The organism is Frigoribacterium sp. AP1 (assembly GCF_056680555.1).
In genome coordinates this window covers 1,866,793-1,888,878 of record NZ_CM155288.1, presented here as the reverse complement: position 1 = coordinate 1,888,878, position 22,086 = coordinate 1,866,793, and the positions used below count along the sequence as shown (strand labels likewise).

Genomic DNA, 22,086 nt, shown 5'->3' with positions numbered 1-22,086 from the left:
TCTGCGGGAGCTCCGGGGCGAGGTCGCACCCCTCGGGTCGAGGTCGCACCCCTCAAGGTCGAGGTCGCACCCCTCAAGGTCGAGGTCGCACCACCGTCGCGCCGTCGAACCACCCACGAGCGTGGTTCGACGACACATGCATGGTGCGACCTCAGCCGGTGGTGCGACGCAGCGCGGGCGCGGCGGTCGGGGCGCCCGCCGCGGCAGCCGCCTCCGAGCCGGCCTGCACCGCAGGCACCGCGACCGGCAGCGTCAGCCGGAACACCGCTCCGGGCCGGCCGGACCCGGACGCCTCGCAGACCAGGTCGCCGCCGTGGGCGCGCGCGAGACCGCGGGCGATGGGCAGACCCAGACCCGCGCCTCCGTCCCCGGACCGCCGGGCCTGGTCGAGCCGCACCAGCCGGTCGAACACCCGCTCGCGGTCGGCGTCGGGCACGCCCGGGCCGTCGTCGGACACGAACACGGCGACCTCGTCGGCCCGGGAGGCGTCGAGCCAGAGCGTCACCTGACCCGTGCCCCCCGTCGCCCGGGCAGCGTTGTCGACCAGGTTGCCGACGATCTGCGAGACCCGTCCCGCGTCGGCGGCGACCACGACCGGCCCGTCGGGCAGCACCACGCGCAGGTCGAGCGACGGCCGCCGCAGCCGATGGCGTTCGACGTCGGCGAGCAACGACGCCCCGAGGTCGACAGGGGCGACGACGAGCGAGATGCCCTGGTCGACGCGGGCCATCATCAGCATGTCGTCGATCAACCGGGAGGCGCGCTCGGCCTCGCGCACCACGTGCGTCGCCAACCGCTCGCGTTCGTCGGCCGTGCCGGGCGACCGCACGAGGGTGTCGGCCGCGGCGCGCATGCCGGCGACGGGGGTGCGCAGTTCGTGGGCGGCGTCCGACACGAACGCCCGCACCCGTGTCTCGGCGTCGAGGGCTGTCCGCTCGGCCCCCTCGACGCCGTCGAGCATCTCGTCGAAGGCGACGGCGACCCGACCGATCTCGGTGTCGCGTCGGGCCGGCCGCAGGCGTCGACCGCGGTCGCCGTGCGCGATCGACCGGGCGACGCTCGTCATCCGGTCGAGCGGTCGCAGGGTCGCCCGCACCACGAGGGCGAGGCCGATCGCCGCGATCAGCAGGAAGGCCGTGGAGGCGCCGATCATCACCCAGCGCAGCTGCACCAAGGTCTCGCCCACCGACCGCGAGTCCGTGGTCAGCGTGATGGTGGACCCGTCGCTGAGCTGCGAGACGAGCGTGGTCACCTCGTCGTCGCCGCGCACCTCGGACGACGTGACCGTGACCGCGTCGGACGAGGAGGCGCTGCCCGCGTCCCCGGCGTCGGTGCCGGAGTCGGTGCCGGTCGCCCCCGTGCCCGAGCCGGTCGCGCCGGTGCCGGGGCCGTCCTGGGCGTCGGTGCCCGCGCCTCCTCGTCCCTCGTCGAGACCCGAGGCGGGGCCGCCGCGTCCGGGACCGTCGCCGAGCGAGGGCGGCCCGTCGCGCAACTGGTCGGGGCTCGGGCCGGCGACGATGGCGTCGCCGTTCGCGTCGCGGATGACGACCGAGAGCCCCTGGGCCGAGAGCCGGTCGGCGAGCTCGTCGCCGTCGACCGTGCCGACCAGGGCGGCGGCGGCCGCGGCACGGTCGGACAGCCGGTCGACGACCTGGGAGCGGAGCCGCTGGCCGAGGGTGAGCTCGACGGTCACGGCGAGCGCCGCCAGCAGGACGGCCAGCAGCAGCAGCACGGCGACGACCGTGCGGACGCGCAACGAGCCGGTGCGCAGCCCGGGGGCGGTGGTGTCGGGGGCGGGCACCGCGCCTCCTCGGGGGTGGTGTCCCGTCGAGAGCGCGGCGGGGCGGCGGCGAGTCACGCGCTCATCCGGTAGCCGAGGCCGCGGATGGTGTGGATCAGGCGGGGGCCGCGGGTCTCCATCTTGCGGCGGAGGGCGCTGAGGTGCACCTCGACGAGGTTCGGGTCGTAGTCGTCGTAGCCCCAGACCTGGGTGAGGATCTGCGTCTTCGAGACGGTGCGTCCGCGACTCTCGGCGAGGAAGCCGAGCAGGCGGAACTCGGTCGCGGTGAGGTCGAGCGGTTCGCCGCCGCGCGTGATGCGGGCCGCCTCGGGGTCGACCACGAGGTCGCCGATCTCGATCACCGAGGGGATGCGACCGCGGCGGCGCAGGACGGCCGTGACCCGCGCGATCAGCTCGGCCACGGCGAACGGCTTGACCACGTAGTCGTCGACGCCCTCGGAGAAGCCGCGCAGCCGGTCGTCGACCTCGTCGCGGGCGGTCAGCATGACGACGGCGGCGTCGGACGAGGTGCGGATGGTGCTCGCCAGGCGGATGCCGCTCGCCCCGGGCAGCATCCAGTCGAGCACGACGAGGTCGGGCACGAACGCCGTCAGCTGTTCGGGCAGGTCGGAGCCGTCGGCCAGACCGTGCACGGCGAAGCCCTCGGCGCCGAGCGCGGTGACGACGGCGGTGCGGATGGTCTCGTCGTCGTCGATCACGAGGACGCGGGCGGGGCTGAGCATCCTCCGAACGGTAGGTGCCCTCGGTGGGCGGAAGCTATGGACGGGCTGGAGGCGCGGTGTGGGTCGGGTCGCCGGAGACGCCGAGGTCGGGGTCGAGGTGGGCGAGCACGAACGGATCGACGCAGCCCCGGGCGAAGCCACGGATGCGTCGGTCGATGTCGCGCTGCAGGAGGACCGCGCCGATGCGCTCGGCCACCGGCGCCAGCCACTTCGGCTTGCACGAGAAGTTGTAGCGCCACACGGCCTCGGTCGAGGTCGGGTCACCGTCGACCTCGCGGAATCGCCAACCGCCGCCGAGGCGCTCGAAGAACCACGACCCCTTCGTCATCTTCATGCCGACGTTCGACGGCGGGTTGTACGAGACGTACTCGCTCTCCATCCGGAATCCGAAACGCTGCACGGTGAAGGTCCGGACGCCCTTGGCGGCCCGTGTCGCTCCACCGACGAGGTACTGCCGACGGATGAAGGGGTCCCACCGCTTGCGCGCCTCCCCCTGGGTCTGGGACACCGCGAAGGCGACGCGCACGTCGACGGGGACGACACACCGGGACTCGACGACAGGCATGGGTTCATCGTCGCACCTCCGGCGGACGGGCGACGGCTCGCGAATCGTCGGTCGCCGGAAGTGCGTCAGCGTTCGTCGGGGTCGTGGAGTCCGGGACCGGCACGACCGCCCGCCGCGGCGTGGAAGGATCGGGACAGACCTGTCGACCCCGAACCCCGAACCCCGAACCCCGAACCCCGAGGAGCACCGTGCTCGCACGCGACGTGACCGAGAAGAGATTCACTCCGACCCGCTTCCGCGACGGCTATGCGATGGACGACGTGGACGGGTTCCTCGAGCGCGTCCACGCGGCCCTCACGGCCTACGAAGGAGGGACGGCCTTCGGCGTGCTGTCGGCGACGGACGTCGTGAACGCGCGATTCCACCCGACGAAGTTCCGGGAGGGGTACAGCCAGGACGAGGTCGACGATTTCCTGGACCAGGTCGTCGCCGAGCTGAGGCGCCGCGAGTCGGCCGGGGGCCGCTGACCGCGTCTGGCTCTCGCGTCAGCCGCGCTGTCGCGCCGTCGCGTCAGCCGCGCTGTCGCGCCGTCGCGTCAGCCGCGCTGTCGCGTCAGCCGCGGGCGTGCCGCACGTACGCGACGATCGCGTTGGCGTGACCGTGGCCCAGGTCGTGCTCGGACTTCAGCCACGACACCACCTGCATGTGCGCGTGCTCGTCGTCGTCGAGGCGTTCGGTGGTCAGGTCGAGCCACTCCTGGATCGGCCAGCCGTAGGTGCGCTCGATGCTCGGGAAGTACGACGCCGGGCCCGTGACCTTCTGGCCCTCAGCCGGCGGCTCGGGTGCCAGGACTCGTCGATCGGACATGCGCCGACGGTAGCAGCCGGGCCCCACGCGACTTAAGCCCCGCTTCAGATTCGGTTCCGAGAGTGGTGTGTGCCGGCGGGAACGCCCCGACCGCCAGCCGCCCAGCGGCTCGCCCGGCACCCGACATCTGGAGACACCATGGCGAAGGACACCACCCCCGACGGCCGCGACGACCGTCGCGACGAGAACACCCCCTCGCAGGACGACGCGTGGTCCGAACGGCTGCGCCGCGAGGACGAGGACCAGGACGCCCGCGCCACCACCGAGCTGCCCACCGCGGCGCCCGGGCAGCCCACGGCCCCGACCACGCCGATCGTGGCCGACGACCAGCGCACCCGCGAACTGCCCGCGGACGGAAGCGCGTTCCGGACCGCGTCGGCGGCGGAGACCGCCGGGACGACGAGCAGCCGCCGCCCCACCAAGCGCCTGCTCGTGGGCATCGGCATCGCAGCCGCCGGCCTCGCCCTGGTCGGCACCAGCACCGCCGTCGCCGTGTCGAACGCCGGGAGCTCGACCAGCGCCTCGTCGACCGCGACGCCGGGCCAGGACGACGCGGCGAGCCAGGGCGACGGCTCACGACAGGAGCCCGGCGGACGAGGCTCGGACGACGGCGCCACCGGTGCACCCACGGACGCGCCGACCCCGCCGGCCGCGGGCGACGACTCGGACGGGAGCACGCCTGCCGAGGGCACCGGCCCCGACGGGAAGGCGCTGCCGACGCCGGGCACCGGTCCCGACGGCGACGCACTGCCGACCCCCGGCGACGGCTCCGGCGGCAAGGCGCTGCCGGACGCGCCTGAGGGGGGCCCGGCCGCAGGCGGACCGAAGCCCGGCCCGGCCGCAGGTGGGCCGAAGCCCGGCCCGGCCGCAGGTGGGCCGAAGGGCGGACCCGGCCACGACCCCCGGCACGAGGACGCGGCTGCACCCGACGATGCGAAGGGTGACGACTCGACGAAGCCGATGCCGACGCCGCCCGCCGACGCCCCGACTCCGAGCGACTCTCCCGACGCGGAGTCCGGCACGGGGAGCTGACCCCCCGACGGGCCGGCTCGTCGACCTGCTCGGCTGACCGGTCGGCCGGGCACGGGCACGGGGAGGGGCAGCGGCCGGGGCACGGGCCGAGTCGGGGTCGGACCGGGCTCGAACCCGGGGTCGAACGGCTCGGGCTTAACCTCGATGCATGAGCAGCAGTACCTGGTCGAGACCTCGACGAGTCCTCACGGTCGCGGCCGCTCTCGTCGCCGCCCTCGTCGCCGGCGTGGTGGTGGTCCGCACGGGCCTGACCCTCGTCGACGAGTGGGTGCCGACCGGCCCGCAGGCCGAGTGGTCGTACCTGCTCGTCGCGCTGCACGGGCTCTCGGTGTGGTTCGGGTGTTCGGCCCTCGCGGTCGTGGCGGCGATCAGAAGCAGGTGACGATGCTGCCCTCGACCACGGGCGGCACACCCCGGCGGACGGCCGAGCCCCGCACCGTGGCGATCTCGTTCCACTTGTCGATCGTGGTGCAGGGGTGCGAGACGCCGAGCCTCACCAGGTCGCCGACCTGCAGCCCCGAGGACGGCTCGAGCCGCAGGAAGGCGTGCTGGTCGTTGAGCGCCGACACGTGCGATCCGTCGAGCACCCCCGGGAGGCGCCGGTCGGCCGCCTGCGGACGCCACGCCTCGAGGGGCATCGGGAACCCCTCGTCGTCCGACGTGTCACGCCGCCCGACGTTGAGCAGAGCCAACCCCGGCTCGGGACGGGACACCACGGACGCCCACAACTCGAGGGCCGGCAGGAACGACGGCTCGGTCGACGCCTCGCCAGCGGGCCCGATCCGGGGCGAGACGGTGGGCTCGGCCGACGGCCCCGCGGGCCGCTCGGCCCCGAACCCCTCGGCCGCTCCGTCGAACCCGGTCAGCTCGCCGTCGGTCGGACCGCCCATCTCGCGATCGGCCTGCGACCCCGCGGAACCGTCGCCGACGACCACCGTGACGTCCGAGTCGGCGCCACCCGCGCCTCTTGCGGTCGTGGGCCCGGTGTCACGGGCGAACGGCGTCAGTCGGCGGTAGAGGTCGTGGTCGTGGGCGACGTACGAACCCGACCGCAGCACGACGCGTGTGCGCGGCCCCTGCAGCCCCGAGGGGTCGTGCCGGTCGCCGAGCACGGCGACGACCCGGTCGAAGTACACGCTGCCGCCGGCGGTGAGCACCACGTCGTGACCGGACGACAGCCACGGGTCGAAGGCCGGGGCACCGATGCCGTCGAGCACCTCGAGGAGTCCTCGCAGGTAGTCGTCGACCACGGCGATGCCGGCCGTGTCGACGTCGTGCGTGAGGGCGCCCTCGTAACCGGCCACCCCGGCCAGCACGAGGTGCGACGCGGTGGAGACGGCCTCGGCGACGAGCAGGGCCTCGCGCACCGATCGGGCACCCGTCCGACCGAGCGGGGACCCGAACTCGACCAGCACGGCGAGCGGACGCTCGGCCTCGGCCCGCGCCAGGGCGGCGTCGACGAGCCGGACGGTCTCGACCGAGTCGACCCACATGAGCACGTCCGTGCCGGGTGCGGCGAGCGCCGCCAGGGTCGCGGGCGCGAACGCGGTGCCGGCCAGGACGACGGTCGACACCCCGGCCTCGCGGGCGACGGCGACCTGGAACGCCGTCGCGAGCGTGATGCCCCACGCCCCGGCGTCGAGCTGCCGCCGCCAGATCTCGGGAGCCATGGTCGTCTTGCCGTGCGGTGCCAGGTCGACCCCGGCCTCGCGGCACCAGGCCGCCATGGTGCCGACGTTGTGGTCGAGGGCGTCGAGGTCGATCGTGAGCAGCGGGGTCGCGAGGTCGATCAGCGGGACGGGCCGGGGTCCGCGGCCGAAACCGACCTTGGTGATCGACGTGACGGCGGGGCCGGACGGGGTCGAGGGTGACGTGGTCATGGTGCCTTCCGACGGGGCGGGTGGGGTGGTGCTGCGGTCAGGCCGTGTGTCGGTGCCTGACGGTAGTTTTGCAGTCACCCCCGACACGCGACACATCACGTCGGGTCCACGGACCACCGATCAGAGAAGAGCAGACCTGTGAGCGAGAAGACCGAAGTCCGCACCGGCGGCGCCCCCACCCCCATCTCGACCTTCTCGCAGGGCGTGCTCAAGAACGGCTTCCTCAGCGTCTCGGGTCAGGGGCCGCAAGACCCCGCCACGAGCGAGTACCTGCACCCCGGCGACCTGACGTCGCAGACCGTGCGCACGCTCGACAACGTCAAGGCGATCGTCGAGGGCGCCGGCGGCACGTTCGAGGACGTCGTCTCGCTGCGGGTCTTCCTCACCACGCGCGACGACTTCGCCGAGATGAACGCCGCGTACGAGACCTACCTGCTGCAGAACGTCCCGAGCGGCGTGTTCCCCACCCGCACGACGGTCTTCGTCGAGCTGCCGAACGAGGCCATGCTCGTCGAGATCGACGCGCTCGCCGTCCTCGGCTGATGTCACCGCAGGAGGCGCGGGTCAGCCCGCCGCGCCCGTCACGACCACGGTCTTCCGTGACCACGTCGAGTCGGTCAGCTGGGCCAGCATGAAGCGCGCCACGTCGGCCCGGGTCACGTGGATGCCCGCCCCCTGGGGCAGCCGCTCCCCCGTGGCGAGCGACCCGGTCGCCGGGTCGTCGGTGAGCCGCGTCGGGTAGACGAGCGTCCAGTCGAGGCCGCTCGTGCGCACCTCGGCGTCGGCGACCTCCTTGGCGGCGTAGACCTTGCCGAGCACGGTGTGGAAGAACATCCTCTGCAGGGTGTTCGCGTCGGCCCGACTGTCGCCGACGCCGAAGGCCGAACAGACGACGAGGCGGTCGACCGCCGCGTCGCGCATCGCCGGCAGCAGGGCGCGGCCGACCTCGACCTCGACCGGGTGCCGCATGTTCCGCGAACCGATCGCGTCGAGCACGGCGTCTTGGCCGGCGACCGCGGCGTGCACGTCCTCGGCCGAGGTCGCGTCCCCGGTGAGCACCCGGACGCCCTCGGTCACGTCGAGGGTGGACGCGTCACGGACGAGCACCGTCACCTCGTGCCCCGCCGACAGGGCGACCCGCAGCACGTGGGAGCCCGTGCCCCCGGTCGCACCCAGCACCAGAACCTTCATCGCGCCTCCTGTCGTTCCTCGAAGCGAACACCGCCCGGCCAAGAACGGGCCGAGAGCAGGCCGAGAGCTCCACCGCCGAATCCGTACCCGCGCCGAACCCGACCTCCAGGCACCCCGGATGCGTGCCGAACCCGACCTCCGGGCACCCCGGATGCGGGCAAATCCCGACACCTGCGGGCCGGCACGCCGCTCATCTTCCCCCCGAGGCGGCGTGTCGCCCGGCGGTTGTCGCGAATTGCACGGAGGGGCGGGGGCAAGGGTCAGCGGAGGCGGCGGCCGGCGGCCCAGAGGCCGACCAGCCCCGAGGGGCCGAGGCGCGGCGTCGCGTAGGTGGCCCGGTCGGCGTAGGCCCCGGGATCGACCAGCTGCAGGTCGGCGACGGCCCCGGGGGCGATGCCGAGCGCGCCTCCTGCCCCGCCGACGCGCGCACCGCCGCCACCGCGACCGCCACCGCCACCGCCCAGCCCGAACCGCGAGGAGGCGAGGGTCGACATCCGCGCGATCGCCTCGCCCCGGGACAGCACGGCCCGCGGCCCCGACCCGGCGTACTCGTCGAGCACGCGCGAGAACGTGCCGTACAGCCGCGGGTGCACGGTGCCGGTCTCGCGCGGCAGACCGTCCGAGCCGACCAGGGTGTGCGGCCAGGCCAGGGCCGTCCGCATGCCCTCGAGGTCGGTGTGGAACACGATGACGGTGAGGGCGCCCCGCTCGGCGAGGACGAGGTCGGCGAGCACCTCGCGCGGGTCGGCCCCGACCGACGCGGCGATGTCGGACAGCGGCCGCCCCTCGAAGCCCGCGTGCTCGGCTCGCGTGAACCCCGCCAGCGAGATGCGTGCGGGGCCGATCGCGGCGTACTGGTTCTCGAGCGTCGATCCGGCCCAGGGCTCGAGGAGCCCGTCGAGCACCTGCCGCCGCGAGCGCGTGCCGGGCCGGAGCGCCTCGAGCAGACTCTCGACCCCGCGGTCGGCCGTGGCCGGAGGGAACAGCGACGCGACCGTCGTGCTGCCCGCGTCGTAGGGGTAGACGTCCGCGCTGACGTCGACCCCGGAGTCCCGCAGGGCGTCGAGGTGCTCGACGATCGCGGGCATGCCGCCGACGTTCCGCGGTCCGGTCACCTTGAGGTGGCTGACGTGCACGGCGGCTCCGGTCTCGCGTCCGAGCGAGGCCAGCTCGTCGATCGAGTCGCGGAGCCCGTCGGCCTCGTTGCGGACGTGCGCGACCAACAGCGCGCCCCGGACGGCGCACTCCCGGGCCAGCGCCACCAGCTCGGGCCGGTCGGCGGCGTCGCCGGGTGCGTACATGAGGCCGAGCGAGACGCCGAGGGCCCCGGCGTCGAGCGCCTCGCCCGCCGACGCCGCGACGAGCGACCGCTCGGCGGCGTCGGCCGGGCGTCGCTCGAAGCCGAGCACGCCCGCCCGGAGCGGTGCGTGCGGCACGAGGGTCGCGGTGTGCAGGCCGAACCGCCCGTCGGCGTCGCCCTCGGCCAGCGTCCGCACGTAGTCGGCGAACGTCCCCCATCGCCGTGCCGGGAACCCGCCCAGCACCGGCCGGGAGTAGTCCTCGAGCGACCGGTCGTCGGGGTCGGACGGCGACGGCGCGACGCCCTGGCCGCAGTTGCCCACGATAGTGGTCGTCACGCCCTGCCCGGTCTTGGGAGCGACCCCGCCCGGGCGGAACAGGGCCGCGTCGTCGTGCGCGTGAACGTCGACGAACCCCGGCAGCACGTCGAGCCCTGTCGCGTCGACCACCTCGACACCGTCCGGAGTCCCGGACGAGGAGGCGCGGTGCCCGCCGCCGACGGACGCCGCCGCCCCGGCCCGCTCGCCCAGACGGCCCGTGCCGCCCGTGTCCGTGACCGACGCCGCCGCCCCGACCCCGACCGCGGTGACCACGCCGTCGCGCACGACGACGTCCGCGACGCGACCCGCGCCTCCGGACCCGTCCCAGACCGTCCCGCCCGCGAGCACCAGCACCGTCACGAGAGCACCGCCGCCGTCACGAGAGCACCGCCGTCATCGGGAGGGGGACCGAGCTACTCGAAGCGCTGCCACACGGGCTTGTTCGCGTACGTGTAGCGGTAGTAGTCCGCCAGCTGCAGGTCGGCCGCGGCGGCCTCGTCGACGACGATCGTCGCGCGCCGGTGGAGCTGCAACGCGCTGCCCGGGCACATCGCGCTGAGCGGCCCCTCGACCATGCCCGCGACGGCCGACGCCTTCGCCGACCCCTGGGCCACGAGCACGACCTCGTGCGCGTCGAGGATCGTGCCGAGCCCCTGGGTCAGGCAGTGCGTGGGCACCTGCGACGGATCGTCGAAGAAGCGCGCGTTGTCGGCCCGGGTCTGCGGCGCCAGCGTCTTGATGCGGGTTCGCGAGGCGAACGACGAGGTGGGCTCGTTGAAGCCGATGTGCCCGTTCGCGCCGATGCCGAGGATCTGGATGTCGATGCCGCCCGCGTCGGCGATGGCCCGCTCGTAGTCGACGACGGCCGCCTCGATGTCGCTCGCTCGACCGTCGGGGACGCGCACCTTCGACGCGTCCATGCCCAGCGGCACGACGACGTCGCGCTCGATGACCGACGCGTAGCTCTCGGGGTGCTCGAGCGGGATGCCGACGTACTCGTCGAGCGCGAACCCGGAGGCGCGGCCGAAGTCCAGCTCGCCCGCCGCGACCCGGGCCGCGAGCGACGCGTAGATGCCGGTCGGCGACGACCCGGTCGCGAGGCCCAGCACGGCCTCGGGGTCGCGCTGCACGACCGACGCGATCTTGAGGGCGGCCACGCGGCCGACCTCGTCGGCGTCGCGGACGATGATGATCTCCATGGGGCTCCTTGCTGCCGTGGCCTCAGCTGATGTTCGCCACGACCGACGCGATGTACGCCTCGCGTTCCTCCCGCGAGGCCGGCCGTCCGGGCACGCCCGGACGCTGCTGCCACGGTAGCGGCCCCGACTCGTGCCGGTACTCGACGCCGATCGCGTCGAGGCGTCCGAGGTGCACGGCGAGGCGTGTGGAGAAGTCGTCGAAGTCGCGCGGCTCGGTCGTCCACAGCGCCTCGGCGACGGCGCACAACCGCGGGAAGGCGAAGAAGTCGACGGTGCGGGGCGAGTCCATGTGCTCGGTCCAGATGTTGGCCTGACCGCCGAGCACGTGGCGGGCCTCGGCCTCGTCGAGGACGGCCGGCACCGGTTCGAACGCGTACACGTCGGCGAGGGTCAGCGGGATCGACACGGGGATCGGCTCGTCCTGCCCCTCGGACTGCCGGTAGTCGAGGTAGACCTGGTCGTCCGGGCAGGCGACGACGTCGTACCCGCGTCGCGCGGCCGTGACGGCTCCGGTCATGCCCCGCCAGGACGCGACCGTCGCGCCGGGCGACATCGTCGCGTTGCCCTCGAGGATCTCGTCCCAGCCGAAGGTGCGTCGCCCGGCCGCCGTGAGGTGCGCGTCGAGCCGGCCGATGAACCACGCCTGCAGCTCTTCCTCGTCGGCGAGGCCGCGTTCGCGCATCAGCTCTTGTGTGCGCGGGTCGGCCTGCCACTGGGCCTTGGGGCATTCGTCGCCGCCGATGCCGATCCACGTGCCCGGGAAGAGCTCCATCACCTCGTCGAGCACGTCGGTGTAGAAGTCGACCGTCGACTGCTCCGTGTTGAGGACGTCCTCGAAGATGCCCCACTCGGTGCCGACGGCGATCTGTCGCGGCTCCGCCACGGGCGTGCCGCCGACCTCGACGGCGCCGACGCCCAGGTGCGGGTACGCCGTGATCGCCGCCATCGAGTGGCCCGGCACGTCGACCTCGGGCACGACCGTGATGTGGCGGGCGGCGGCGTAGGCGACGACCTCGCGGATGTCGTCCTGCGTGTAGAAGCCGCCGTGCGGCCGACCGTCCTGGGTCGCGTCCGGCCCGGCCCCCACCTGCGACGACTCCCGCCAGGCACCGACCGAGGTGAGGCGCGGGTACTTCGTGATCTCGATGCGCCAGCCCTGGTCCTCGGTGAGGTGCCAGTGCAGCGTGTTCAGCCGGTGCAGCGCCATCAGGTCGACGAACCGCAGGACGTCGTGCTTCGGCAGGAAGTGCCGGGCGACGTCGAGGTGCGTCCCCCGCCACCCGAAGCGTGGCCGGTCCTCGACGTCGACGGCGGGCACGACCCAGTCGACGCCGGTCACGAGGGCCGTCCGGTACACGGCCGCGGGCAGCAGCTGGCGTAGCACCTGCGCCCCGTGGAACGCGCCGGCCGCGTCGCCACCGGTGATGCGCACCCCGGCGGGTCGCGCCTCCAGCCGGTAGGCCTCGGCCCCGAGGGAGGCGTCGAGGTCGAACGAGATGCCGGTGCCGTCGGCGCTGCCCTCCCGCAGCGGCAACCCGGTGGCCGGACGCAGCGCCTGCTGCAGCCAGGCGACGACGCCCGCCAGCTCGTCGGGCGCCGAGACGCGCGTCGCCGAGTCGAGCCGGAACGCCCCGGAGGCGCGGGTCAGCCTCGCCGGGCGGGGCACGATCGCGACCGGTGCGGTCTCGGGCGTCCCGGTCCCGGTCCGCGCGGTGATCGAGGGGGTCGAGGGTGCGTTCGTCACGGGGTCAGCCCTTCACGGCGCCGGCGGACATGCCGGTCACCAGGTTGCGTTGGATGATCATGAAGAAGACGACGACCGGCAACGAGAACAGCACGGAGGCCGCCATCTGCCCGCCGAAGTCGGTGCCGCTGGTCGGCGTGCTGAACGAGGCCAGCCAGACCGGCAGCGTGTACATCGACTGGTCCTTCATGAACGTGTAGGCCACGAGGTAGTCGTTCCACGCCGCGATGAAGGCGAAGATGCTGGTCGCGATCATGCCGGGCAGCACGAGCGGGAACATGATGCGCGTCAGCACCTGCCAGGTGCTCGCGCCGTCGAGCTGCGCGGCCTCTTCGACCTCGACCGGGATCGCCAGGAAGAACCCGCGCATCACCCAGATCGAGAACGGCAGCGTCGACGCGACGTACGCCAGGATGAGCCCGCCGTAGGTGCCGAGCAGCCCGAGGCTGTTGAAGATCAGGAACTGCGGGATCAACAGGGCCGTCGCCGGCAGCATCTGCACGATCAGGATGAACACCATGATCGTGCGCCGTCCGCGGAACCGGAACCGCGACAGGGCGGCCGAGGCGAACAGGCCGAGCACGATCGAGAAGACGACGGCCCCGACCACGACGATCACGCTGTTGCGCAGGTTCGTGAAGAAGTCGGACTGCGTGACCGCGACGACGAAGTTGTCGAGGGTCGGGTTCTGCGGCCAGAACAGCGGGGTCGCCGTCATCACCTCCGGGCGCGGCTTGAACGCCGTGTTCACCATCCAGTAGACGGGGAACAGCCAGACGAGGCTGAAGACGATCGCGATCGCGTTGCTGACCCAGCGGGGCTTCCGGCGGCGACGGGTCGGGCGGGCGGCGGACGGGCGGCCGGTGCCGTGGCCCGAGCGCGCCTCCTCGGTCCTCTCGTCGCGTGCGACGGTCTCGGTCGTCGTGGTGCCGACGCCGGCGGGTGCGGTCGTGGTCACAGGTCTTCTCCGGATCGGACGAGGTTGCGGACGTAGAACGCGGTCAGGACGACCAGCAGCAGGGTGGTGACCACCGAGATGGCGGCGCCCTGCCCGATGTCGAAGCCGACGAACGCGGTGACGTAGGTGAAGACGCCGAGGGTCGAGGTGGCGTCGTCGGGGCCGCCGGCCGAGACGAGCCAGATCTGGTTGAAGACGTTGAAGTCCCAGATGATCGACAGGATCGTGATCAGCAGCAGCGTCGGCTTCAGGAAGACCAGGGTGACGGTGCGGTAGACCCGCCACTCGCTCGCGCCGTCGAGTCGCGCGGCCTCTTTGTACTCGAGCGGGATCTGCGTCTCGGCGGCGTACATGGTCAGCGCGATGAACGGCACGGCCTGCCACACGATCAGCAGCCAGATGCTCGTGTAGGCGAGCGCGGCGTCGTTCGACCAGTCGACGTCGGTCATGTCGCCGACCAGGCCGGTCTGGGTGAGCAGCCAGTTGACGACGCCGTAGCCGGGCTGGAACAGCCACTTCCAGACGATCGACGACGCCACGTTCGGCATCGCCCAGGCGAGGATCAGCACGACCGTCACCGTGTAGCGCATCGGCGTGCCGAGCCGGGTCAGCAGGTGCGAGACGCCCGTGCCGATCAGGACGCTGCCGCCGACCATCGCGGCCGTGAAGACCAGGGTGCGGACGAGCGCCCACCAGAAGTCGGTGTCGGCCAGCAGGGTCGCGTACTGCTGCACGCCGACCGAGTCGTAGGCGCCGGTGAAGAGCGAGCGCTGGTCGTAGTCGGTGAACGAGGTGAAGACCAGGAAGACGATGGGCGCGACCGTGACAGCGAGCAGGACGATGCCCGCGGGCGACAGCAGCCAGAGCGGGGCGAGCTGGCGCTTCTTCCCCGGGCGCACCGGAGCCTTCCGCTCGTTCTTCGGGCGCCGGCCGCCCTTCTGGTCGGGCGCCGCGCCGGGCGGGGTCTCGGTGAGACCGGGGGCGATCGAGAGGGCCACGGTTCCTCTTTCGGGTCGAGTCCAGGAGGTGCGGGTCGAGGATGCGGGAGCGTCGCGCGATCAGATGGTGGCGCGACGCCCCCGGAGGCAGCAGGTGCTGCCGGTGGCTCGGTGCTAGTCGTTCAGCGCCTCGTCGGTGGCCTCGTCGAAGGACTTCGCGGCCGCCTCGGGCGACTTCGAGCCCGAGACCACCGAGGAGAAGAGCTGGTTGATGCTCTTGTCGCCCTCGAGGGCCGCCCAGTTCGCGCTGGCCGGCGTGGCCTTCGAGTTGAGCGCGGCGTCGAAGAAGCCCTTCTGGATCGGCGTCACCACGCTGCCGGCCGCCTCGATGCCCTCTTCGCTGTTGGGGATCCACCCGTCGTTGCCGACGACCCACTCGTTCTGGATGTCGGGACTCGTGGCGATCTTCGTCCACTGCAGCGCCAGGTCGGAGTTCTGGCTCTTCGCCGCGATGCCCCAGTCCGAACCGCCCAGCATGACCGGCTGCGTCTCGCCCGACTTGCCCGGCATCGGGAAGGTGCCGAAGTCGTCGTCGGTCAGGGCCGGGTTGGCCTTCTGGATCAGGTCGATCGAGCCGTTGGTGTGCAGGATCGTCGCGGTCTTGCCGTCGGCGAAGACCTGCGTCTGGTCGGGGGCGTCGGTGTCGAGGGTCTGCGAGGCGGGGGTCGAGTAGGCGTTCTGGAACTCGGTGAAGTCGGCCAGACCCTGCTGCGCCTCGTCGCTCTCGAGGCCGGCCGTCCAGGTGCCGTCCTTCGACGTGGCGATCTCGCCGCCGGCGTCCCAGACGAACTGCATGCCCGCGTACCAGTACTGGCCGGGCAGATAGAAGGCCGAGAAGTCGGACTCCGTGTTGGCGGCCTTCACCTTGTCGAGGTCGGCCGTGAGCTCGTCGTAGGTGGTGGGTGCCTCCGTGACGCCGGCCTCGGCCCACATCGTCTTGTTGTAGATGACGGCGCGGGCACCGGCGAAGCCGGGCACGGCGTAGAGCGAGTCGTCGACGGTCGCGGGCTCCTCGAGACCGGTCAACCAGGTCTGCCCCTGCTTCAGGTCGTCGCGGTACGGCGTCAGGTCGAGGAGCGCGCCGTTGGCGGCGTAGCTGGCGACCTGCGTGTTGCCGAGGTCGAGCACGTCGGGCGGCGTGCTGGTGGCGAGCGCCGTGCTGATCTTCGTGGTGATGCCGTCCCATTGCTGGATCTGGACGTCGACGTCGGCACCCGTCTGCTCGGTGAACTCGGCGTTGATGGCATCGATGGTCTCGGGCGTGTAGTCGCCCGTCATCACCCAGACCGTCAGGGTCTTGCCGTCACCCTTGGTGGTGGGCACGGCCTGGGGCTCGTCGGACGAGCTGCCGCCCGTGCCCGAGCTCGAGCAGGCGGTCAGGGCGAGTGCCGCGGCCAGGCCCAGGGCCCCGACCGCCGTGTAGCGTTGGATTCGCAATTTCATCTCCTCGTTCTCGAAGCGGGGATGCCGCATCGCTGTGGTCCCGGCCCGCGCTCGCACAAGCGTCGGGTCGGGAATGCGGCACGGGCCGAGGCCCTCGCCGCCTCCGGGGGTGGGCCCCCGAGGTCTGTGGTGGGGCGTTCGCCCCGGGCCGCCGACGAGCCGCTCGCCGGGGTCACGTCAGCCCCAGTTCGGCCTGCAGCACGAACGACGCCGCACCCCGCAGGGCGAGGTCGGTCCCGCTGCCCGCGATGCGCATGGTGAGGCCGTTGCTCACGGCCGACAGCGTGCGCTGCCGCACGGTGTCGCGGGCGGCCCGCAGCAGGGCACCCTCGACCAGGTCGGCGGGGCCCGACAGCACGACCTCGTCGATGTTGAGCGCACTGATGATGGGGGCGAGCACGAGGCCGAGCGCGCGGCCGGCGTCGTGCAGCACCGCCCCCCGCGACCCCTCGTCGTGCTGCAGGAGGCGCGCCCTCAGCTGCGGGGCGGCCAGCACCTCCTCGAGACAGCCGCGTCGACCGCACGCGCACACGTCGCCGTTCTCGTCGACCGTCACGTGGCCGATCTCACCGGCCGAGAACTGGTCGCCCTCGACGAGAGAGCCGGCCACGACCAGCCCGACGCCGACACCGTGGTCGATCGTCACCACCATGAGGCTCTGCCCGGCCGGGGCTCGCCCGTTCACGCCCTGCCCGGGCGCGGTCTGCCCGGCCGCGCTCTGCCCGGCCGCGGTCTGCCCGGCCGCGGTCTGCCCGGCCGTCTCGCCGAAGGTGCGGATGCCCACGGCCGCGGCGTTGGAGTCGTTGCCGACGTGGACGGGCAACCCGACGTGGTCGGAGAGCCGGGACCGCAGGGGCAGGTCGTACCAGCCGAGGTGGACGGCGGTGCGCACGACGCCGTCGTGGTCGACGATGCCGGGGGTCGCGACGCCGACACCGAGCAGCGGGCGGGTCGTGCGCGAGCCGAGGTCGTCGACGAGCCGTTCGACCAGGGACACGGCGGCCTCGCCGACGGCCCCCTCGAGCTCGACGCTGGCGCGCTCGACGACCCCGCCCCGCAGGTCGACGACGGCCCCGACGAAGCGATCGGCGCTCGACAGGTCGACCGTGACGATGTGGAAGGCGTCCGACTCGATGCCGACGAGCGTCGCCGGTTTGCCGACCCGGGCGTCGTCGCGGACGCCGAGCTCGCGGGCGATGCCGTCGTCGATCAGTTCGGCGACGAGCGCGGAGACGGTGGGGCGCGTCAGGCCCGAGCGACGAGCCAGGTCGGCCCGGCTCATGGAGCCGTCGCGGTAGAGCGCCTCGAGGACGAGCGAGCGGTTGTGCGCGCGGACGGGTGGTTGCTGCTGCCGGGTGATCGTCGTGATGGTCACGGGCGCGTCCTCTCGTCTCGGCATCGTCGCCGACCTCGGACCCGTCAGCAGGGCCCGTCGGCAGCGGTGCCGGGTGGCGTCGCCGTGGTGGCGTGCCGTTAGTAAATAGGCCTTACAAACACGTGTCAAGGTGCGTGGCGGCGAGTTTACGCACACGAAACACCGGCGGTCAACACCCGAAACATCGTGATCCTGACGCGGCGACCCCCTTGTCCGGACCTGGTTCGTAAGCTTTACTAACAAACATGTCCACGCTCGCCACCGTGATCGTCTCCGCGCCTCCCGGTGCTCTCGGCGGTGCGCTGGCGAGTCCCTCCGCAGTCGGGTCGACGGGGCGGCCGTGAGGGTCGGCCTCGACATCGGCGGCACCAAGATCGACGCGGTCGTCGTCGACGGGTCCGGCGCCCCCGTCCACCGGCTCCGCCTGCCCACGGGGTTCGGCCCCGACGCCGTGTTGGCCAACGCAGCCACGGCGGTCACGTCGTTGGCGGATCGCGTCGGGGTCGCCGTCGGGGCCTTCGAATCGGTCGGCGTCGGCATCCCCGGCCTGGTCGACGGCAGCACCGGTCGCGTGCGGCACGCGGTGAACATCGGCTTCGACGACGTCGCGGTGGGCTCCACGTTGAGCACCCGGCTCGGGGTGCCGGTCCGGGTCGAGAACGACGTCAACGCGGCCGCTCTGGGCGCGTACCTCGCCATGTCGCTGTCGGGGTCGGTCGGCTACCTCAACCTCGGCACCGGCCTCGCCGCGGGCCTCGTCGTGGACGGCGAACTCTGGCGCGGCTCGCGAGGCGTCTCGGGCGAGATCGGTCACGTCCCCGTCGACCCCGGGGGCGAGCTGTGCCCGTGCGGGCAGCGTGGGTGCCTCGAGACCGTCGCGGCCGGTGCCGCGGTGTCACGTCACTGGCCGACCGAGGGGGCGTACCCGGCCGTCGCGCTGTTCGCGGCGGCCGACGCCGGCGACCCCGAGGCCGTCCGCGTGCGTGCCGACCTCGCGGCGGGGGTGGCGGCCGCGGTGCGCCTCCTCGTCCTGACGACCGACGTGGACTCCGTCGTGATCGGGGGCGGGCTCAGCAACCTCGGTCGCCCCCTGCTCGATGACGTCGCCGGGGTGCTCGACCGCTGGGCGGCGGGGTCGCCGTTCCTCGCCTCGCTCGAACTCTCGTCGCGCATCGAGCTGCTGCCGCCGGGGTTCCCCGTGGCGGCCGTGGGCGCGGCCACGGTCGGAGCCCGCGGGACGGCCACGGCGACCGCAGCCGCCGTCTGACACCTGACCCACACCTCCCGCACCCGCGTACCGAACCCGACCCACACCTCCCGCACCCGCGGTCCGAACCCGACCCGCACCTCCCGCACCCGCGGTCCGAACCCGACCCGCACCTCCCGCAATCGCGTACCGAACCCGACAAGCCGGGCTCGACACGCCGGGGGAAGGTGGTTGATCGCCGCATTCGGGCTGCAGCTGTCGCGATTTGCACACGCGGGCAGGCGGGCGGGGCCGGGCGGGCATGCGGACGAGGGCGGCCACCACCGGGTGACCGCCCTCGTCGGCAGGCGGGAAGCAGGAACAGGAGGCCGGAGGCGCTACGCCCGGGCCACCCGCAGGGTCACGATCTCGAACGGGCGCAGCGTCAGCTCGACGGCCGAACCCGCGGCCCACCGACCTGCCCCGGCGGTGCCCGGCTCGAGCGCGCGCTCGATCAGGTCGGTTCGCCACGCGTCGCCGAACCCGCTGTCGGCGTCGACCGTGATCGTGGTCGCCGCCCGCGCGCCGCGGGCCTCGTACAGCCGCACGATCAGATCACCCGAGCGGTCCTCGGCCGACTTGACCGCCTCGACCAGCACGGCGGGCGACGACGAGGTGACGAGCGGTGCGACGGCCGCACCGGACGACCCGTCGACCCGCCGGACGGGCAGGTTGAGGCGGTAGCCCGCGGTCGCCGCGTCGAGCACGTCGGGGGCGACCCGCACCGACGAGCGCAGCACGTGCCGCCCCTGGTCGGCGTGGGGGTCGGGGAAGGTCGGCGCCCGCAGCAGCGACTGCCGCACGAGCGTCGTCGTGCCGCCGTCACCGCCGTCGGCCGTGTCGCGGGTGCTCCGCGTGATGTCGTGGCCGTAGGTGGCGTCGTTCGCCACGGCCACTCCGAAGCCGGGCTCGGCGACGTGCACCCAGCGGTGCGCGACGGTCTCGAACCGGGCGAAGTCCCACGACGTGTTCTGGTGGGTCGGGCGCTGCACGTGACCGAACTGCACCTCGGAGGCGGCCCGGTCGGCGTGCACGTCGAGCGGGAACGCCAGCTTGAGCAGCTTCTGCCGCTCGTGCCAGTCGACCTCGGTCTGCACGTGCAGTTCGGCCTCGCCGTCGTCGAGCCACCAGCGCTGCACGATCGTCGAGTCGCCGACGCGACGCGTCACCACGAGCGCCCCGCCGTCGGCGACGACCGACTCGGCCTCGACCAGGTCGGTGCGGACGTTCTTGTAGGCCTGGTCGACGTCCCACGCGTCCCACTGGTTGGGGGTGTCGCGGAAGAGCTGCAGCAGCCCGAGCCGCGAGCCCGGAGCGACGAGGTCGCGCCCCGACGTCGCGTCGACGAGCGAGGCGACCAGGCCGTCCCCGTCGAACGCGGCGCGCACGAGCCCGTTGTCGAGCACCCAGCCACCGTCGGAGGCGACCGGCGTGACCGACCCGACCCCCGCCTCCTGCGCCTGACCCGCTGCCGAGCCGGCCGACGCGTCGACCCCGGCGGCCGGGACCGGCCCGGCGTTGAACGTGGTCGTCGCCGACCCCGACCCGGCGAGCGCCCGCTGGGCCGACCCGATGATCGTCTCGAGCTGCTCGGCGACCCGGGCGTAGTGCCGTTCGGCCTCGTGGTGCACCCAGGCGATCGACGACCCGGGCAGGATGTCGTGGAACTGCTGCAGCAGCACGACGTGCCAGATCTGCTCGAGCTCGTCGTAGGGGTAGTCGAGCAGGCCGCGCGCCGTCGCCGTGGCGCTCCAGAGCTCGGCCTCGCGCAGCAGGTGTTCGCTGCGTCGGTTGCCCTGCTTGGTGCGGGCCTGCGAGGTGTAGGTGCCGCGGTGGAACTCGAGGTACATCTCGCCCGACCACACGGCCGGGTCGGCGAGTTCGTCGCGCGCCTGGGCGAAGAAGGAGGCGGGGGTGCCGACGGTCACGCGCGGCGACCCCTCGAGGTCGCCGGCCCGTCGCGCGGCCGCCATCATCTCGCGGGTCGGGCCGCCGCCACCGTCGCCCCAGCCGAAGGGGACGATCGAGACGTTCGAGAACCCCTTCTCGGCGTAGCCGCGCTCGGCGTGGGCGAGCTCGGCCGGCGAGAGGTCGGAGTTGTAGGTGTCGACCGGCGGGAAGTGCGTGAAGACCCGACTGCCGTCGATGCCCTCCCAGAGGAACGTGTGGTGCGGCATGCGGTTCGTCTCGTTCCAGGACTCCTTCTGGGTGAAGAACGAGCTCGCCCCCGCGGCCCGGGCGATCTGCGGCATCGCCCCCGTGTAGCCGAACGAGTCGGGCAGCCAGACCTCGTCGGCGTCGACGCCGAACTCGCGGAGGAAGAACCCCTTGCCCGCGACGAACTGACGGGCGAGCGCCTCACCGCCGGGCATGTTCGTGTCCGACTCGACCCACATGCCGCCGACGGGCACGAACCGACCCTCGGCGACCTTCTGCTTCACGCGCTCGAACAGCTCGGAGTAGTGCTCTTTCAGCCAGGCGTACTGCTGGGCGCTCGAGGCGGCGAACACGAAGTCGGGGTCGTCGTCCATCAGCGCGACGACGTTCGAGAAGGTGCGGGCGACCTTGCGCTGCGTCTCGCGGACGGGCCAGAGCCAGGCCGAGTCGATGTGCGCGTGTCCGGTCGCGACGACCCGGTGAGCGCTCGCGTTCGCCGGCGCCGCGAGCACGTCGGCGAGCGCGGCGCGACCGGCCGTCGCCGACCCCGCGACGTCGGCGTGGTCGACGACGTCGCACATCCGGTCGAGGGCCCGCAGGATCTCGTGCCGTCGCGGCGAGGTGAGCTCGAGGGTGCGCATCAGCCCGACGAGCGTCCAGACGTCGCGGTCGAGTTCGGCGACGACCTCGTCACGTTCGGCGAGCACGATGCTGCGCAGGGCGTAGATCGGGGCGTCGCCCGAGGTCTCGGGGTCACCCAGCGGGGTCTCGCCGTGGAAGTCGTCGCCACCGATGTCGGGGTTCGACGCGGCCTCGACGTAGACGTCGATCGTGCTGCCCGGGGTCACACCCGCACCGATCGCCGTCAGCGGCACGTAGCCGTTGTACGGCTCGATCGCTTTGACGATGGTGCCGTCGGGTCGCCAGACGAGGCCCTCGGCCTGGAACCCGGGCTGGCGGATGCTGAAGCCGAGGTCGACGACGAGCTCGAGGGCGGTGGCCGGGTCGGTGCCGAAGTCGTCGGGCACCGTGCCCGTGACGTGGAACCACGTCGTGCCCCAGGGGCGGCTCCACGGCGAGCCCACCGCGAACGGCACGTACGTCTGCGAGACGGCCTCGGCGAACGGGACGGGTTCGCCCGGGGCCTCCCACGCCGTGATCGTCAGCGGCACGGCGCGGCGGTAGACCGCCGGCGTGATGCGGTCGCGGACGAAGCGGTCGATGCGGGCTTCGACGAGGGAGGTGTTGTCGTGCATGGGATCAGTCTCCTGACGGGCGCGCCAAGGCGCGCGGTGGGGCGGGTCGTTCTGTGGATCGAGAGGGCGTGGGGGGCACTGGTGGGGAGGCGC

The 22,086-nt window shown here is 73.0% G+C and carries 18 protein-coding genes and 2 pseudogenes; 6 read left to right on the top strand and 14 right to left on the bottom strand.

Annotated elements, in window-relative coordinates:
* Positions 1-151: 151 nt before the first annotated feature.
* From AC1MBW_RS09045 to AC1MBW_RS09035, 3 genes are read right to left on the bottom strand one after another with little or no spacing between them, the layout of a single operon-like run.
* Entirely contained in the window at positions 152-1,858 is a 1,707-nt protein-coding gene (locus tag AC1MBW_RS09045) for a HAMP domain-containing sensor histidine kinase (RefSeq protein WP_480024238.1), read from the bottom strand.
* Positions 1,855-2,523: a response regulator transcription factor gene (locus AC1MBW_RS09040; RefSeq protein WP_480024237.1), complete on the bottom strand. Its 669-nt coding sequence runs from the start codon at positions 2,521-2,523 to the stop codon at positions 1,855-1,857. Before AC1MBW_RS09040 ends, AC1MBW_RS09045 begins: the two co-directional genes overlap by 4 nt.
* Positions 2,524-2,557: 34 nt before the next feature.
* The gene (locus AC1MBW_RS09035; RefSeq protein WP_480024236.1) at positions 2,558-3,088 is read right to left on the bottom strand and encodes an SRPBCC family protein; all 531 of its coding nucleotides are present in this window, start codon (positions 3,086-3,088) and stop codon (positions 2,558-2,560) included.
* Between the two features lie 83 nt (positions 3,089-3,171).
* Here AC1MBW_RS09035 and AC1MBW_RS09030 point away from each other — a divergent pair.
* Both AC1MBW_RS09030 and AC1MBW_RS09025 read left to right on the top strand, forming a co-directional pair.
* Positions 3,172-3,369, top strand: a pseudogene (locus AC1MBW_RS09030) (DivIVA domain-containing protein); the annotation flags it as partial.
* 45 nt (positions 3,370-3,414) lie between these two features.
* Positions 3,415-3,531: pseudogene (locus AC1MBW_RS09025) on the top strand (DivIVA domain-containing protein); the annotation flags it as partial.
* A 109-nt stretch (positions 3,532-3,640) separates the two neighbouring features.
* Here AC1MBW_RS09025 and AC1MBW_RS09020 read toward each other — a convergent pair.
* On the bottom strand, positions 3,641-3,895 hold the full coding sequence (locus tag AC1MBW_RS09020) for a DUF4287 domain-containing protein (protein WP_480024235.1): 255 nt from the start codon (positions 3,893-3,895) through the stop codon (positions 3,641-3,643).
* Positions 3,896-4,033: 138 nt separating this feature from the next.
* On the opposite strand from AC1MBW_RS09020, the gene AC1MBW_RS09015 reads away from it, so the two are divergent.
* Entirely contained in the window at positions 4,034-4,927 is an 894-nt protein-coding gene (locus AC1MBW_RS09015; RefSeq protein ID WP_480024234.1) for a hypothetical protein, read from the top strand.
* 148 nt (positions 4,928-5,075) lie between these two features.
* Positions 5,076-5,309 (top strand): hypothetical protein, encoded by a 234-nt coding sequence (locus tag AC1MBW_RS09010; protein WP_480024233.1) that lies wholly within the window; start codon positions 5,076-5,078, stop codon positions 5,307-5,309.
* Here the strand turns inward: AC1MBW_RS09010 and AC1MBW_RS09005 are convergent.
* Positions 5,296-6,807, bottom strand: a complete 1,512-nt coding sequence (locus tag AC1MBW_RS09005; RefSeq protein WP_480024232.1) for an alanine racemase — start codon at positions 6,805-6,807, stop codon at positions 5,296-5,298. The two genes, AC1MBW_RS09010 and AC1MBW_RS09005, sit on opposite strands and share 14 nt — an antisense overlap.
* 138 nt (positions 6,808-6,945) lie before the next feature.
* On the opposite strand from AC1MBW_RS09005, the gene AC1MBW_RS09000 reads away from it, so the two are divergent.
* Positions 6,946-7,350, top strand: coding sequence for a RidA family protein (locus AC1MBW_RS09000; protein WP_480024231.1), 405 nt, complete (start codon positions 6,946-6,948; stop codon positions 7,348-7,350).
* Positions 7,351-7,371: 21 nt separating this feature from the next.
* Here the strand turns inward: AC1MBW_RS09000 and AC1MBW_RS08995 are convergent, their stop codons facing one another.
* The 8 genes from AC1MBW_RS08995 to AC1MBW_RS08960 all read right to left on the bottom strand — a co-directional run bounded on the left by AC1MBW_RS08995 (position 7,372) and on the right by AC1MBW_RS08960 (position 17,334).
* Positions 7,372-7,998 carry an NAD(P)-dependent oxidoreductase gene (locus tag AC1MBW_RS08995; RefSeq protein WP_480024230.1) on the bottom strand — a complete coding sequence of 209 codons (627 nt, stop codon included), beginning with the start codon at positions 7,996-7,998 and terminating at the stop codon, positions 7,372-7,374.
* A 260-nt stretch (positions 7,999-8,258) separates the two neighbouring features.
* The gene (locus tag AC1MBW_RS08990; protein WP_480024229.1) at positions 8,259-9,977 is read right to left on the bottom strand and encodes an N-acyl-D-amino-acid deacylase family protein; all 1,719 of its coding nucleotides are present in this window, start codon (positions 9,975-9,977) and stop codon (positions 8,259-8,261) included.
* A gap of 53 nt (positions 9,978-10,030) precedes the next feature.
* On the bottom strand, positions 10,031-10,816 hold the full coding sequence (gene nagB / locus AC1MBW_RS08985) for a glucosamine-6-phosphate deaminase (protein ID WP_480024228.1): 786 nt from the start codon (positions 10,814-10,816) through the stop codon (positions 10,031-10,033).
* Positions 10,817-10,838: 22 nt separating this feature from the next.
* A complete protein-coding gene (locus AC1MBW_RS08980; RefSeq protein WP_480024227.1) occupies positions 10,839-12,560 on the bottom strand; it encodes a beta-N-acetylhexosaminidase in 1,722 nt (573 codons plus the stop codon).
* A gap of 4 nt (positions 12,561-12,564) precedes the next feature.
* On the bottom strand, positions 12,565-13,518 hold the full coding sequence (locus AC1MBW_RS08975) for a carbohydrate ABC transporter permease (protein WP_480024226.1): 954 nt from the start codon (positions 13,516-13,518) through the stop codon (positions 12,565-12,567).
* Positions 13,515-14,516: a carbohydrate ABC transporter permease gene (locus AC1MBW_RS08970; RefSeq protein WP_480024225.1), complete on the bottom strand. Its 1,002-nt coding sequence runs from the start codon at positions 14,514-14,516 to the stop codon at positions 13,515-13,517. Before AC1MBW_RS08970 ends, AC1MBW_RS08975 begins: the two co-directional genes overlap by 4 nt.
* Before the next feature lie 114 nt (positions 14,517-14,630).
* Positions 14,631-15,953: a sugar ABC transporter substrate-binding protein gene (locus AC1MBW_RS08965; protein ID WP_480024224.1), complete on the bottom strand. Its 1,323-nt coding sequence runs from the start codon at positions 15,951-15,953 to the stop codon at positions 14,631-14,633.
* 178 nt (positions 15,954-16,131) lie between these two features.
* Positions 16,132-17,334, bottom strand: a complete 1,203-nt coding sequence (locus tag AC1MBW_RS08960) for an ROK family transcriptional regulator (RefSeq protein ID WP_480024223.1) — start codon at positions 17,332-17,334, stop codon at positions 16,132-16,134.
* A gap of 340 nt (positions 17,335-17,674) precedes the next feature.
* Between AC1MBW_RS08960 and AC1MBW_RS08955 the strand changes: the two genes are divergently transcribed.
* Positions 17,675-18,601: an ROK family protein gene (locus AC1MBW_RS08955; protein ID WP_480024222.1), complete on the top strand. Its 927-nt coding sequence runs from the start codon at positions 17,675-17,677 to the stop codon at positions 18,599-18,601.
* A gap of 317 nt (positions 18,602-18,918) precedes the next feature.
* On the opposite strand, the gene AC1MBW_RS08950 is transcribed toward AC1MBW_RS08955, so the two are convergent.
* Complete coding sequence (locus AC1MBW_RS08950; RefSeq protein WP_480024221.1) at positions 18,919-21,993, bottom strand: alpha-mannosidase; 3,075 nt, start codon at positions 21,991-21,993, stop codon at positions 18,919-18,921.
* Positions 21,994-22,086: the final 93 nt, after the last annotated feature.

Excerpts from the sequence above, each read along its gene's own strand:
- AC1MBW_RS09020 (WP_480024235.1), bottom strand. The coding sequence starts at position 3,895 with ATGTCCGATCGACGAGTCCTGGCACCCGAGCCGCCGGCTGAGGGCCAG.
- AC1MBW_RS08950 (WP_480024221.1), bottom strand. The coding sequence starts at position 21,993 with ATGCACGACAACACCTCCCTCGTCGAAGCCCGCATCGACCGCTTCGTC.
- AC1MBW_RS09035 (WP_480024236.1), bottom strand. The coding sequence starts at position 3,088 with ATGCCTGTCGTCGAGTCCCGGTGTGTCGTCCCCGTCGACGTGCGCGTC.
- AC1MBW_RS09010 (WP_480024233.1), top strand. The coding sequence starts at position 5,076 with ATGAGCAGCAGTACCTGGTCGAGACCTCGACGAGTCCTCACGGTCGCG.
- nagB (WP_480024228.1), bottom strand. The coding sequence starts at position 10,816 with ATGGAGATCATCATCGTCCGCGACGCCGACGAGGTCGGCCGCGTGGCC.
- AC1MBW_RS09040 (WP_480024237.1), bottom strand. The coding sequence starts at position 2,523 with ATGCTCAGCCCCGCCCGCGTCCTCGTGATCGACGACGACGAGACCATC.
- AC1MBW_RS09005 (WP_480024232.1), bottom strand. The coding sequence starts at position 6,807 with ATGACCACGTCACCCTCGACCCCGTCCGGCCCCGCCGTCACGTCGATC.
- AC1MBW_RS09015 (WP_480024234.1), top strand. The coding sequence starts at position 4,034 with ATGGCGAAGGACACCACCCCCGACGGCCGCGACGACCGTCGCGACGAG.
- AC1MBW_RS08995 (WP_480024230.1), bottom strand. The coding sequence starts at position 7,998 with ATGAAGGTTCTGGTGCTGGGTGCGACCGGGGGCACGGGCTCCCACGTG.